Raw genomic sequence first — 12765 nt, 5'->3', positions numbered from 1 at the left:
CGGGCCCTGCCCCGGTCCCGGGCAGCGCTCGTACGGGCCTCGGCGGTGCCGGGGCCCGTACGGTCGTGTGCCGTTACTTCTTCGCCGTGCCCTTGGCCGGCGCCGTCGCGCCCGCCGTCGCGCCCGCCGCGGCCGGGTCGGGGGCCTCGGTGAAGTCGATCTTGTGCATGTGGCGGTTCATCGACTTCATCAGCATCCACACGGCCAGCGCCAGGGCGGCGAAGACGATGAAGCCGAGGACGCCGGGGGTCACCTTGTTCTCGTCCAGCTCCTTCGCGAAGGGGACGAGCTCGGTCATAGCCAGGTGTGCGCTCATGCTAGGCATTCTCTCGGATGCCTTCGAAGAGGTCGCTCTCGGGGAGGGAAGTGTCCACGAGCGACTTGCTGAGCTCGTACTCCTCGGTCGGCCAGACCTCGCGCTGGATCTCCATCGGGACCCGGAACCAACCGCCGTCGGGGTCGATCTGGGTGCGGTGGGCGATCAGGGCCTTGTCGCGGATCTCGAAGAACTCCGCGCACGGCACGAAGGTCGTCAGGGTCCGCTCCGTGCGCTCGAAGTCCTTCCAGCGCTCCAGCCACTCGCCGTACGGGGACTCCAGGCCCCGGTCGAGGAGGGCCTGGTGCAGGGCCTCGGTGCGGGGGCGGTTGAAGCCCTGGTTGTAGTAGAGCTTCTGCGGCTGGTAGGCCGGGCCGAACTCGGACTCCGGGAACTTCTCGGTGTCGGCCGCGCCATCGAAGGCCACCATCGTGATCTTGTGGGTCATGATGTGGTCGGGGTGCGGGTACCCACCGTTCTCGTCGTAGGTCGTGACGACCTGCGGGCGGAACGCGCGGATCTTGCGGACCAGCTCCCCGGCGGCCGTGTCCACGTCCTCCAGGGCGAAACAGCCCTCGGGCAGCGGCGGCAGCGGGTCGCCCTCGGGCAGGCCGGAGTCGACGAAGCCCAGCCATTCCTGCTGGACGCCGAGGATCTCGCGGGCCTCGTCCATCTCCTTGCGGCGCACCTCGTGGATGTTCGCCTCGATGTAGGGGTCACCCTGGAGCTTGGGGTTGAGGATGGAGCCGCGTTCGCCGCCCGTGCAGGTCACCACCAGGACCTCCACCCCCTCGGACACATACTTGGCCATCGTCGCCGCGCCCTTGCTCGACTCGTCGTCGGGGTGGGCGTGAACGGCCATCAGTCGCAGCTGCTCAGTCAAGACTCGATCCTCAGTCATTCGTCGCCTAGGGAGGTCTCTATAGTGACGGAATCGGGGGGAGGAAAATTCCGGACCCCCGGCGGCGAGAGGAACGATCATGAGCGCGGTGCGTGAGCAGCTGCCCGAGGGGCGCTACGGGCGCTCGGCGGACGAGCGCGCGGACCGCAAGCTGAAGATCGTCGGAGCGGTGCTCGGCACCCTGTTCCTCGCCCTGATGGGCTGGTTCGGCTGGTACTACGTGGTCGACAGCAAGATCAGCGCCGAGATCATCAAGTTCGACGTCGTGAGCGACCGCGAGGTCCAGGTCCATCTGGAGATCCGCAAGGACGACGACGCCCAGGGCGTCTGCACCCTGCGCTCGCGCGCCGAGGACGGCGCCGAGGTGGGCCGCAAGGACGTCCGGATCGACGAGCCGGTCGGCCGGATCGACAAGGTCTACGCGGTGCGCACCACCGCCCGCGCCACCAGCGCCGAGCTGATCGGGTGTACGGCGCGGTAGCGGTGGGTAGGGACCCCGGGTGGCGCACCCGGCGAGGTCACCTTCGTGACCTGGGGTGACGTAAACCCCGCGTTTATGTCCTCCCGCTTTCCGCCACTGATTGTTAGGCTCGTGGTTTCGCCCGCTCGGAAGGCGCATGCTGAAAAGGCAGTCCTCCGACAGGGCGAGCTTTTGTATTCCCAGTACCTACGAGGAGCACCTGTGACCCAGACCAGCGACAACGTCACCTGGCTCACCCAGGAGGCGTACGACAAGCTCAAGGAAGAGCTTGAGTACCTGTCTGGTCCCGCGCGTACCGAGATCACGGCCAAGATCGCCGCGGCGCGCGAGGAGGGCGACCTGCGCGAGAACGGCGGGTACCACGCGGCCAAGGAGGAGCAGGGCAAGCAGGAGCTCCGGATCCGTCAGCTGACGCAGCTCCTGGAGCACGCCAAGGTCGGCCAGGCGCCCGCGGACGACGGCGTCGTCGAGCCGGGCATGGTCGTCACCATCGCCTTCGACGGCGACGAGGACGACACCCTGACCTTCCTGCTCGCCTCCCGCGAGTACGCCAGCGGTGACATCGAGACCTACTCGCCGCAGTCCCCGCTCGGCGTCGGGGTCAACGGCAAGAAGGCCGGTGACGACGCCGAGTACGAGCTGCCGAACGGCAAGATGGCCATGGTGAAGATCCTCAGCGCCAAGCCGCACGGCGCCTGACACCTGATACCTCGGGCGCGCCCGGCGCGCCCCGGCACCACGTGTCCCGGCTCAGGGCCGGACCTCGCGAAGGGGTCCGGCCCTGAGTCATGTTCATGCAATGATCACGCTGTCGGTTCACGGGCTCGCGGGGGGTCAGGGACGTGCTGGGGGCGTTGCGCGCGGGTTCGCCGCGCCGGATCGGTCCGTACGAGGTGCTGGCACGGCTCGGCGCCGGGGGCATGGGCGAGGTCTATCTGGCCCGGATCCCCGAGGGACAGGGGCCGGGGCAGACACAGGGACAGGGACAGGCCGAGGGCCGGTACGTCGCCGTGAAGACCGTGCGGCAGGACGTGGCGGGCGATCCCGCCTTCCGCGACCGGTTCCGCCGCGAGATCCGGGTGGCCGCCCTGGTGCGCAGCGCGCACGCCGCCGCGCCGGTCGGCGGTGACGCCGACGCCGAGGTGCCGTGGCTGGCCACCGCGTACGTGCCGGGCCCCAGCCTCGCCCAGGCCGTGCGCCGCGGCGGCCCGCTGCCGGTCCCGGTCGTGCGCGCGCTCGGCGCCCGGATCGCCCGCGCGCTCGCCGATGTGCACGCGGCCGGGGTGCTGCACCGCGACCTCAAGCCCGGCAATGTGATGCTCGCCGTCGACGGGCCGCGCCTGATCGACTTCGGCATCGCGAAGGCCACCGGCGCGACCACCATGACGGCCACCGGGATGATGGTCGGCACCCCGTCCTTCATGTCGCCCGAGCACGTGGCGGGCGCCCGGCACGTCAGCGGGGCCTCCGACGTGTTCTGTCTGGGCTCGCTGCTCTGTTACGCGGCGACCGGCGAGGACCCGTTCGGCGAAGGACCGGTCGCGGCCGTGCTCTACCGGGTCGCGCGGGCCGAGGCGGACCTCGGCCGGGTGCCGGAGGAACTGCGCCCGGTGATCGCCGCCTGTCTGGCCGCCGACCCGGCGGCCCGGCCGACGCCCGAGGCCCTGGCCGCCATGCTCGGCGACGAGAGCGGCACCGGGGGCCGGGCGCCCGCGTGGCCGCAGGCCGTACGGGAGCACATCGGCGAGTACGGGCGGGAGCTGGCCCAGCTGATCGCGGCGGGCGGACCGCTGGTCGAGGCGCCCGCGCCCGCCGACGCCCCGGCCGTGGCGCGGCCGGCCGATCCGCACGCGGCACCGACCCTCGGCCCCGGCACACCGGCCCCGTCCGCAGCCCCGGCGACGAAGGACGGCCGTGGGCGGCGTCGGCTGCTCGCCGCCGTGCTCGTCCTCGCGCTGCTCGGCGGCGGCCTCGGCACCTGGCTGCTGTGGCCCGAGCCCGCCGCCCCGCACCAGGACCCGGCGCCGAGGAAGCCGGTGACGGCCGCGCCGCCCGCCGTGCCCCGGGTGGCAGGTGTCGACGACCGTGGCCTCGCCGACGGCTCCGGCGTGGTCCCGCAGAGCGCCGCCCAGCGCCCCGCCGGGTGGCAGCCCTGGCGGGCGAAGCTCGGCGCCCCGGCCTTCGGCTGCTCCGGCAACGACAAGGCCCTGGTGTGCCGGACCACCGACGGCTGGTACGAGGCGCTCGACCCGGCGACGGGGAAGAAGCTGTGGGCGGTGGACTTCGACGGCACCGGCGGCCGCCGCGCCGACAGCGCCAGCAGCTACATGAACGACCACGGGCGCCCGTGGATCGTCGGCAAGGCGTCCCGCCCGACCGTCCACGACAGGGTCGTGGTGCTCGCCTGGGAGGGCAAGCTCCAGGTCCGTGACGTGCGCAGCGGCGCGGTGCGCTGGGAGAAGACCGACCGGGTGCGCGGCACCCAGGCGGAGCCGACCCGGCCGATCGTCGCCGACGGCATGATCTTCGCGGCGGTCCGGCCGGCCGGTGCCGCCAGCGAGTACAAGACCGGGATGGCCGCCTTCTCCCTCGCCGACGGGCGCAAGCTGTGGGAGAAGGAACTCACCAACGACAACATCCCGTACTCCGACTTCCGCGGCTTCGAGCCGGTCGCGTACGCCAGGGGCCAGGTGTACGCGCTCAGCGACGGCGGGCTCGTCACGTACGACGCGAAGACGGGCGCGCTGCGCGGGCAGGTGGACCGGGCGGCGGCCGACTGCGAGCTGGTGAAGATCCTCGGCACGTCGGCCTGGTGCGTGACCGTCCCGCACAGCTCCGACGGCACGGCGAGCCTGCACGTCCTGGACGCGGCCACCCTCGTGACCCAGCGGCAGCTCCCGGCCGCCGTCGCCGGGCTGACCCCCGAGGCGCTCTCCCCGACCGCGGCCGTCGGCTACGCGATCACGTACACCAGCGGCTCCTACGACATCCGCGTCGAGTCCGGCCGCACCCTGCGGGTGGTCGACCCGAGGGACGGCCGCACGCTCGCCGAGCATCCGGCGAAGCCCGCCCCGGCCGGACTGCTGCAGAAGTGGTCGGCGCCGCTGATCGCGGGCGACCAGGTCGTGTACGCGGACTACGCGGCGCTCTACACCCTGAAGCTGGGCCCGGGCGGCAAGCCCGGGGACCTCAGGGCGACCCCGGTGCCGGGCGCGCCCGGGCCCCGCGCGGAGGTGGACACGCGCGACCCCCGCTACGGCATCGTCTACGAACGGATGCTGCGGAAGCCCGAGTTGATCCCGGTCGGCGGGATCGCCTACCTCGTGTACGACAAGGGTGCCGTCGTCGCCATGGAACTGCCCAAGCGGTGACGGCCGAGAAGCCCTCAGGGAAGGTGTGCTGACCGTGCTCGAAGCGCTGCCCGCCGGACGGCCCCGGCTCGTCGGCCCGTACCGGCTGCTCGCCCGGCTCGGCGCGGGCGGCATGGGCGAGGTCCATCTGGCCTGCCGGACCGACACCCCGACCGCCGACCCCCGGCACATGGTGGCGGTGAAGACGGTCCGCGCCGATCTCGAACTGGACGACGACTTCCGGGCCAGGTTCCGGCGCGAGATCACGGCCGCCCGGGCGGTGGACAGCCCGTACGCGGCCCGGCTGGTGGCCGCCGACGCCGACGCGGCCGCGCCCTGGCTGGCGACCGAGTACGTGCCGGGTCCGTCGCTCGCCGAGGCGGTGCCGCGGACCGGGCCACTGCCGCTCGCCGCCGTGACGCGGCTCGGCGGCACCCTGGTGCGGGCGCTCGCCGCGGTGCACGGCGCGCGGGTGCTGCACCGGGACCTGAAGCCGGCGAACGTGCTGCTCGGCCCGGACGGGCCCAAGCTGATCGACTTCGGCATCGCGCAGGCTTTCGAGGCGACCGCGCTGACCTCGACCGGTCTGGTGGTGGGCTCGCCGGGGTTCATGTCGCCGGAGCATCTGACCGGCAGCCGGGCGGTGGTGCCCGCGTCGGACGTGTTCTGTCTGGGCGCGGCGCTCGCGTTCGCAGCGAGCGGCCGTGGCCCGTTCCACGACGACGAGATGGCGGCGGTGATCTACCGGATCAGCCGGGCCGACGCCGAACTGTCCGGTGTGCCGGAGGAGTTGCGTCCGCTGCTCGGGCGCTGTCTGCGGCTCGACCCGGCGCGGCGGCCGACCCTGGCCGAACTGGCCGAGGAATGGCCGCTGTTGGGTGACGGTGAGCCGTTCCCGTGGCCGGGTGGAGTGCTCGGTCTGATCGCCGCGTACGGGACGGCGGCCCGGGAGAGCGGTGAGGCGGCGGCCTCGGGGGCGGGGGTCGCGGAGCTGCCGACGCTCGGCCCCGTGGTGCCGTACTCCCCCACGGCGGTCGGCGACCGGCCCGCGCCGGGTGCGGCGGGCGCGGACGGCGCGGACGGCGCGGACGGCGGGGTCGGCACGGGGGCGGCGGAGGGGCGGCGCCGCCGGTGGCGCCGGATCGCGGCGGCGGCCGTCGCGGTGGCGGTGATCGCCACGGTGGGTGTGATCCTGAACCAGCGGGCGGGACAGGGCGGTTCGGGCGGTACGGGGGGCGCGGCGGGCCCGTCGGCCTCGGCGTCCCGCTCCGGCTCGCCCTCCGGCTCCGCGTCCGCCTCCCCCTCGGGTCCTGGCGCGGCACGGGTGCTGGACCAGGTGGTCCAGCCGTACGGCGGCGAGGGCCGCACCGGCGACTTCGGGAAGGCGGGCACCGACACCGGGCAGCGTCCGGCGGGCTGGTCGCCGTGGGCCACGAAGACCGATCAGGACGTGGAGGAGTGCGCGCTCGCCCCGACCGTGCTGCTGTGCGCGGGCGGCGGGGGCGGTGCCCTTGCCCTGAACGCGGCGGACGGCAAGAAGCTGTGGTCGGTGCCGCCCCGGCGGACCACCGACGGCACCAACCTCTACCCGACCTCGGGCTATCCGGCGGTCGTCGGCGACACCGCGTACATCACCGGCGAGGGCGTCCTCACGGCGTACGGGCTCAAGGACGGCAAGGAACGCGGGCGGCTCGCGGCGCCCGCGGGCTGGGCGCACAAGGGCACCGAGCTGCACGACGACGTCCTCTACACCAGCTATCTGCGGCTCGGCGACACCGCGTCGGGCCTGGTCAGGGCCGTACGCCTGGACGGCAAGGGCGGGGCGCGGGAGCTGTGGCGGCATCCGCTCGACCACAACCCGGAGGAGGTCGTGGCGAGCGGTGGCCGGGTCTTCCTGACGATCGGCGGGGTGGTGCCGGTGTCCCTGGACGCGGCGACCGGCCGGGAGCTGGCGCGCGGGGCGGACGGGGTCGAGTGCCCCAGCCTGGCGGTGCGCGGCGAGTCGGTGCTGTGCGGCTGGACCCGGCTCGACGGCGGACTGCCGGTGCTCGACGCCCGGACCCTGCGGCGGCAGCGGGTGCTCGCCGAAGGGGTGGAGCTGTCCGGGACACCGGCGGTCCGCGCGGACGGCACGGTGGCGGTGCTCAGCAAGCCGCAGAGCGGCAGCGCCACCGTCCTCACCTATGACCTGGCGACCGGCCGCGAACTGCGCCGCACCGAGCCGGGCGGCCTCGCGGCCGACCCGGCCCTGGTGCGGTTCGCGGGCGATCTGCTGGTCCTGGCCGGGAAGCAGGACGTGCAGACGCTGCCCGCGAGCGCCACGGCGGCCGACCAGGACGTCCGGATACGGCGCGCCCTGGTCCCGGACGGCGTCGACACGAACTCCCTGACGACGCCGTCCGTCCTGGTCGCGGGCGGAGCGGTGTTCCTGCCCTCGGACCAGGTGGTGCTGTCCGGCTATCTGCCCTGAGCCACGGCGACGACGGCCTTATGGCTTCAGGCCGTCGCCGAGCGGTACTTGCGGACCGCCAGGGTCCGGAACACCGCGATGATCAGGATCGACCACAGCACCGACGCCCACACCGGGTGCTGCATCGGCCAGGCGTCGGACTGCACCACGCCCGGGTTGCCGAACAGCTCGCGGCACGCCTGGACGGTGGCGCTGAACGGGTTCCACTCGGCGATCGGGCGGATCCAGGAGGCCATCATGCTGGGGTCGACGAACGCGTTGGACACGAAGGTCACCGGGAACAGCCAGATCAGACCGCCCGAGGTGGCCGCCTCCGGGGTGCGCACCGACAGGCCGATCAGGGCGCCGATCCACGAGAAGGCGTAGCCGAGCAGGAGCAGCAGGGCGAACGCGCCGAGGGCCTTGGGGAAGCCGTTGTGGATCCGCCAGCCGACGATGACGCCGACGATCGCGAGCACGACCACGGTGAGCGCGGTCTGCACGAGGTCGGCGAGGGTGCGGCCGGTGAGGACCGCGCCGCGCGCCATCGGGAGGGAACGGAAGCGGTCGACGAGGCCCTTGTGCATGTCGTCGGCGATGCCCGCGCCCGCTCCGGCGGTGGCGAAGGTGACGGTCTGGGCGAAGATGCCGGCCATCAGGAAGTTGCGGTAGACGTTCGGGTCGGTGTTGCCGCCGACGCTCATCGAGCCGCCGAAGACGAAGCTGAACAGGACGACGAACATCACGGGCTGGATCAGCCCGAAGATGACCATCTCCGGGATCCGGGACATCCGGATGAGGTTGCGCTTGGTGACGACGAGCGAGTCGTTGACCGACTGCATGAGTCCGCCGCGCGGCTTGGGCGGCGCGTTCAGGGTGTCGCCGACGGCGGTCATCGGGCGGTCTCCTTCCGGCTGTCGTTCCGGCCCTCGCTCCGGCCGTCGCTCTTGCCCTTGCCCTTGCCCTTGCCCTTGTCGCCGCCCTCGCCGTTCTCGTCCTCCTCCTGCTCGGCCGCGTGGCCGGTCAGCGAGATGAAGACGTCGTCGAGGGTCGGGCGGCGCAGGCCGATGTCGTCGATCTCGACGCCGACCGCGTCCAGGTCGCGGATGACCTCGGCGAGCAGCTTGGCGCCGCCGGTGACCGGAACGGTCAGTTTGCGGGTGTGCTGCTCGACGCTGATGTCGCCGTGGCCGATGCCGGGCAGGCCGTAGCGGGCGAGGACCTCGCGGGCCGCCGGGATGGTGTCGCGGTCGTGCACGACGACCTCGACGCGCTCGCCGCCGGTCTGGGCCTTGAGCTCGTCGGAGGTGCCGCGGGCGATGACCTTGCCGCGGTCGATGACGCAGATGTCGTGGGCGAGGTGGTCGGCCTCCTCCAGGTACTGCGTGGTGAGGAGGAGGGTGGTGCCGCCCGCGACGAGCTCCTGGATGACCTCCCACAGGGACTGCCGGTTTCGCGGGTCGAGGCCGGTGGTCGGCTCGTCCATGAACATCACCGGCGGCGAGACGACGAGCGCCGCGGCCAGGTCGAGACGGCGGCGCATGCCGCCGGAGTAGGTCTTGGCGGTGCGGTCGGCGGCGTCCGCCAGGTTGAAGCGCTCCAGGAGCTCGCCCGCGCGGACCTTCGCCGCCTTGGCGCTCATCTGGTAGAGCTGGCCGACCATCTGGAGGTTCTCCCGGCCGGTCAGATACTCGTCGACGGCGGCGAACTGGCCGGAAAGACCGATCGAGCGGCGCACCTCGTTGGGGTGCTTGAGCACGTCGATCCCGGCGACGACCGCCCTGCCGCTGTCGGGTTTGAGCAGGGTGGTGAGGACGCGGACGGCCGTCGTCTTCCCCGCGCCGTTCGGACCGAGCAGACCCAGGACGGTGCCCTCGGGGACATCGAGGTCCACGCCGTCCAGAGCTCGTACGTCACCGAAGGTCTTCACCAGACCTTCGGCGTGGATCGCGCCTGGCATGTGGCTCTCCCAGCAGGTGTGGGTGCGATACGGGCGTTTCCGCCCAATTTTAGGTATGCACCGCCGGACGCGCCCGGCAGCACTGTGACCCGCCCCACACGCTAACGCGATACATCGCGACCCACAACCGATTTACCCGCCCCGGACTCCCGGACCCCTCAGCCCAGGATCTCGTACCCCGCGTCCCGCAGCGCCGCCACGACCTCCGCGCAGTGCTCGGGCCCCTTCGTCTCCAGGTGCAGCTCGACCTCCACGTCCGTGAGCCCGAGCCGCGGATCCGTCCTGACATGGCTGACGTCCAGCACGTTCGCGTCCACCACCGTCAGGACCGCCAGCAGCGTCGCCAGCGCGCCCGGCCGGTCCGTCACCCGCACCCGCAGGCCCAGATAGCGGCCCGCCGCCGCCATGCCGTGCCGCAGGATCCGCTGGAGCAGCAGCGGGTCCACATTGCCGCCGGACAGCACCGCCACCACCGGGCCGCGCCCCTCGAACGCCTCGGGTCGGGCGAGCAGCGCCGCCACCGGGCTCGCCCCGGCCGGTTCCACCACCAGCTTGGCCCGCTCCAGGCACAGCAGCAGCGCCGAGGACAGGGCGTCCTCGGAGACCGTCCGCACCTCGTCCACGTACTCCCGCACCAGCGGGAACGTCACATCGCCGGGCCGCCCGACCTTGATCCCGTCGGCCATCGTGACCGGCCGCTCGACCGCCACCGGGTGGCCCGCCGCCAGCGACGGCGGGAACGCCGCCGCGCCCTCCGCCTGTACCCCGACGACCCGCACGTCGGGCCGTACCGCCTTCACCGCGAGCCCGATCCCGGCCGCGAGTCCGCCGCCGCCGACGCCCACCACGATCGTCCGGACCTCGGGGCACTGCTCCAGGATCTCCAGGCCCACCGTGCCCTGCCCGGCGATGATGTCCGGGTGGTCGAAGGGGTGGATGAACACCGCGCCGGTCTCCCGCGCGTACTCCTCGGCCGCGGCGAGGGTCTCGTCGACCACGTGTCCGTGCAGCCGCACGTCCGCCCCGTACTCGCGGGTCGCCGCCACCTTCGGCAGCGGCGCGCCCACCGGCATGAACACCGTGGCGTGCACGCCGAGCAGCGCGGAGGCGAGCGCCACGCCCTGCGCGTGGTTCCCGGCCGACGCGGCGACCACCCCGGCCGCCCGCTGCTCGGGCCGCAGCCCGGCGATCCGCACGTACGCGCCGCGCAGTTTGAACGAGCCGGTGCGCTGAAGGTTCTCGCACTTCAGGTGCACCGGCGAGCCGATGAGACCGGACAGATGACGGCTGCCTTCAAGGGCCGTCGTCCGCGCCACCCCGGCGAGCATCTTCTGCGCCCCGCGCACGTCGTCGAGGATCAGCGGCACGCTCGGCCGGTACGTCGACCGCGGGACCGGGGCCGCGGCCTGGTACCGGGAGCCGCCCGGCGCGTGAAAGGGGTCTGACATACCGAAGCTCATGACCGAAGTGTCCCAGCTCAACGGGGACCCGGCCGCCCGTGGCAGGCGCCCGGGGCGGGCCGCCGGGGCCGTTCGTATCGGATCGTGCAGCGCCGGTACGGACCCGGGCCCGGCCGCGTACTCTGTCCCCCACCAACCGACCACCGCACGAGAGAGCCACCACAGCCATGCCCACATCTCAGGACATGACGACTGAGCTTGACCCCGGTCTCCTCGACGCCCTCCAGCACCAGGTGGCCGTCTTCGCCCGACGGGCCGAGCAGACCCGGCTCGGCGGCACCGGACAGCTCCGCAACTCCATGGACCGCGCCGCCTATCTGCTGCTCAACCGGCTCGATCAGGAAGGGCCGATGGGCGTGAAGGCGCTCGCCGCGGGCATGGGCATCGACTCCTCCACGGTCACCCGGCAGGTCGCCCCGCTCGTCGACACCGGCCTGGTCAAGCGCACCTCGCACCCCGAGGACGGGCGCGCCGTGGTGCTCCAGCTGTCGCCGCGCGGGCTGACCCGGCTGGAAGAGGTACGGGCCTCCCGGCGGCAGTTGATGGCCGACGTCACCGACGGCTGGACGCCCGACGAGCGCGAGTCCTTCTGCTCCCTGCTCACCCGTTTCAACTCGGCACTCTCGGCACGCCAGTCGGGCCTTCCGCCGGTCGCCGAGGACACCACCGCCAAGTCGTGACCTTCCGCCCCGGGCAGGGGGCTTGACCTGCGCAGCGCGCTGATCTCAACTGATTCCGTGCGCACCGGGGAAGACGGCAGAGCCGTCGAACACCTCCCACGGGCCCGGGAGTTCACCGCGTTCGTGGCCGGTGCCTCGGGCCGGCTGCTGCACGTCGCCACGCTGCTCACCACCGAGCCGGCCCATCGCAACCCGCTCGCCCAGGAGCTGCTGACCGCCGCCCTCGCGCACACCTTCGCGCACTGGGACCGGCTGCGCGGCGACGACCCGTACGAGGCCACCCGCTCCGATCTCGCCACCCGCTTCGCCCGCACCGCCTGGCGCCACCACCGGGGCCGCGGCGGGGTGCTGTCCTCGCTCACCCCGCAGGAACGGCTCGTCGTGGTGCTGCGGCTGTACGAGGGGGTGGCCGAGGAGCAGACGGCCGCGCTGCTCGGGATCCCGGAGGACCGGGTGCGGGCGGTGTGCGCCCGGTCCGTGAGCCTGCTGCGGGCGGCGGCCTCATGACCGGCCACTCCGACCACTCCGGCCTCCCCGGCCGGGACGGCCGCAACCGCCATGAGCGCAAGGAGGACGAGGTCCGGCGGCTCATGGAGACCGCCGGCCATCCGACCGTCCCCGGCGACCTGACCGCCCGCGCGGTCGCCCGCGGCACCCGGCTGCTGCGCCGGGACCGGGCGCTGCGCCGCCTCGGCTGGACCCTGCTGACCGTGGCGGCCGTCGTCTTCCTGGTGTGGGCGTCGGTGGCCCGGCCCTGGGAGGCGCCCCCGGCGGTGACCACTCCCCCGCTCGAAGGCTGGTGAGGACCGGCCTAGCCTGGAGGGAGACGCCTGTGTCAGGAGGTCGTACGCCATGGCCAGGAAAGCATCCGACTGCCGGGACACGCCCAGTGTCTCCGGCTGCTCCCTCTACATCTCGGGCGAGGAGGAGGAAGTCGTCCGCGCGTCCGCCGAGCACGCGGTGTCGGTCCACGAGCACGAGGACAGCCCCGAGCTCCGCGCCGAGATCCGCAAGGCGCTGAAGGACCCGCTGCCGGGCACCTGAGCACCCGCGCCCATGCCGGTGCGCGGCGGTACGCGGTACGGGGTGCACGCGGTGCACGGCGGTACGGGGAGGGGCCGGGCGCACTGTACTTGGCGCCCGGCCCCTCCCCGTACCGCTCCTGAAA

Annotated in this window: 13 protein-coding genes; 8 read left to right on the top strand and 5 right to left on the bottom strand. The window is 73.1% G+C overall.

All coding sequences use genetic code 11. The features are described 5' to 3' along the window. Positions 1-73: 73 nt before the first annotated feature. Positions 74-325 (bottom strand): hypothetical protein, encoded by a 252-nt coding sequence (locus ACIPXM_RS04015; RefSeq protein WP_401651650.1) that lies wholly within the window; start codon positions 323-325, stop codon positions 74-76. Then, complete coding sequence (gene mca / locus ACIPXM_RS04010; RefSeq protein WP_401651648.1) at positions 318-1199, bottom strand: mycothiol conjugate amidase Mca; 882 nt, start codon at positions 1197-1199, stop codon at positions 318-320. The genes ACIPXM_RS04015 and mca overlap by 8 nt, the downstream gene beginning before the upstream one ends. Positions 1200-1296: 97 nt before the next feature. Here mca and ACIPXM_RS04005 point away from each other — a divergent pair, with 97 nt between their 5' ends. The 4 genes from ACIPXM_RS04005 to ACIPXM_RS03990 all read left to right on the top strand — a co-directional run bounded on the left by ACIPXM_RS04005 (position 1297) and on the right by ACIPXM_RS03990 (position 7518). Next, the gene (locus tag ACIPXM_RS04005) at positions 1297-1698 is read left to right on the top strand and encodes a DUF4307 domain-containing protein (RefSeq protein WP_401651646.1); all 402 of its coding nucleotides are present in this window, start codon (positions 1297-1299) and stop codon (positions 1696-1698) included. A 201-nt stretch (positions 1699-1899) separates the two neighbouring features. Next, on the top strand, positions 1900-2397 hold the full coding sequence (gene greA, locus ACIPXM_RS04000) for a transcription elongation factor GreA (protein WP_401651644.1): 498 nt from the start codon (positions 1900-1902) through the stop codon (positions 2395-2397). A gap of 143 nt (positions 2398-2540) precedes the next feature. Continuing rightward, the gene (locus ACIPXM_RS03995; protein WP_401651642.1) at positions 2541-5069 is read left to right on the top strand and encodes a protein kinase; all 2529 of its coding nucleotides are present in this window, start codon (positions 2541-2543) and stop codon (positions 5067-5069) included. A 34-nt stretch (positions 5070-5103) separates the two neighbouring features. Next, positions 5104-7518: a protein kinase gene (locus tag ACIPXM_RS03990; RefSeq protein WP_401651641.1), complete on the top strand. Its 2415-nt coding sequence runs from the start codon at positions 5104-5106 to the stop codon at positions 7516-7518. 26 nt (positions 7519-7544) lie between these two features. Here the strand turns inward: ACIPXM_RS03990 and ACIPXM_RS03985 are convergent, their stop codons facing one another. The 3 genes from ACIPXM_RS03985 to ilvA all read right to left on the bottom strand — a co-directional run bounded on the left by ACIPXM_RS03985 (position 7545) and on the right by ilvA (position 10785). Beyond that, positions 7545-8393 (bottom strand): ABC transporter permease, encoded by an 849-nt coding sequence (locus ACIPXM_RS03985; RefSeq protein WP_401651639.1) that lies wholly within the window; start codon positions 8391-8393, stop codon positions 7545-7547. Next, positions 8390-9457 (bottom strand): ATP-binding cassette domain-containing protein, encoded by a 1068-nt coding sequence (locus ACIPXM_RS03980; RefSeq protein WP_401651637.1) that lies wholly within the window; start codon positions 9455-9457, stop codon positions 8390-8392. Before ACIPXM_RS03980 ends, ACIPXM_RS03985 begins: the two co-directional genes overlap by 4 nt. Before the next feature lie 158 nt (positions 9458-9615). Then, entirely contained in the window at positions 9616-10785 is a 1170-nt protein-coding gene (ilvA, locus tag ACIPXM_RS03975; protein WP_401652489.1) for a threonine ammonia-lyase, read from the bottom strand. A gap of 299 nt (positions 10786-11084) precedes the next feature. Between ilvA and ACIPXM_RS03970 the strand changes: the two genes are divergently transcribed. Genes ACIPXM_RS03970 through ACIPXM_RS03955 form a run of 4 tightly spaced genes read left to right on the top strand, consistent with a single transcriptional unit; the run spans position 11085 to position 12641 of the window. Further along, on the top strand, positions 11085-11597 hold the full coding sequence (locus ACIPXM_RS03970; RefSeq protein WP_401651635.1) for a MarR family winged helix-turn-helix transcriptional regulator: 513 nt from the start codon (positions 11085-11087) through the stop codon (positions 11595-11597). Between the two features lie 57 nt (positions 11598-11654). Then, positions 11655-12104, top strand: coding sequence for a sigma factor-like helix-turn-helix DNA-binding protein (locus ACIPXM_RS03965; protein ID WP_401651633.1), 450 nt, complete (start codon positions 11655-11657; stop codon positions 12102-12104). Continuing rightward, entirely contained in the window at positions 12101-12400 is a 300-nt protein-coding gene (locus ACIPXM_RS03960) for a hypothetical protein (RefSeq protein WP_401651631.1), read from the top strand. Before ACIPXM_RS03965 ends, ACIPXM_RS03960 begins: the two co-directional genes overlap by 4 nt. A 49-nt stretch (positions 12401-12449) precedes the next feature. Next, complete coding sequence (locus tag ACIPXM_RS03955) at positions 12450-12641, top strand: DUF1059 domain-containing protein (protein ID WP_401651629.1); 192 nt, start codon at positions 12450-12452, stop codon at positions 12639-12641. The last annotated feature ends 124 nt before the right edge of the window (positions 12642-12765 follow it).

This window comes from Streptomyces sp. NPDC090025 (assembly GCF_044748125.1).
GTDB lineage: Bacteria > Actinomycetota > Actinomycetes > Streptomycetales > Streptomycetaceae > Streptomyces.
The sequence above is the reverse complement of the archived record's forward strand: the minus strand, read 5'-3'. Positions and strand labels throughout refer to the sequence as shown.

What these genes read in the sequence shown, in the direction of transcription:
- ACIPXM_RS04015 (WP_401651650.1), bottom strand. Translation starts at nt 325, where the DNA reads ATGCCTAGCATGAGCGCACACCTGGCTATGACCGAGCTCGTCCCCTTC.
- ACIPXM_RS04005 (WP_401651646.1), top strand. Translation starts at nt 1,297, where the DNA reads ATGAGCGCGGTGCGTGAGCAGCTGCCCGAGGGGCGCTACGGGCGCTCG.
- ACIPXM_RS03985 (WP_401651639.1), bottom strand. Translation starts at nt 8,393, where the DNA reads ATGACCGCCGTCGGCGACACCCTGAACGCGCCGCCCAAGCCGCGCGGC.
- ACIPXM_RS03980 (WP_401651637.1), bottom strand. Translation starts at nt 9,457, where the DNA reads ATGCCAGGCGCGATCCACGCCGAAGGTCTGGTGAAGACCTTCGGTGAC.
- ilvA (WP_401652489.1), bottom strand. Translation starts at nt 10,785, where the DNA reads ATGCTCGCCGGGGTGGCGCGGACGACGGCCCTTGAAGGCAGCCGTCAT.
- ACIPXM_RS03970 (WP_401651635.1), top strand. Translation starts at nt 11,085, where the DNA reads ATGCCCACATCTCAGGACATGACGACTGAGCTTGACCCCGGTCTCCTC.
- ACIPXM_RS03960 (WP_401651631.1), top strand. Translation starts at nt 12,101, where the DNA reads ATGACCGGCCACTCCGACCACTCCGGCCTCCCCGGCCGGGACGGCCGC.
- ACIPXM_RS03955 (WP_401651629.1), top strand. Translation starts at nt 12,450, where the DNA reads ATGGCCAGGAAAGCATCCGACTGCCGGGACACGCCCAGTGTCTCCGGC.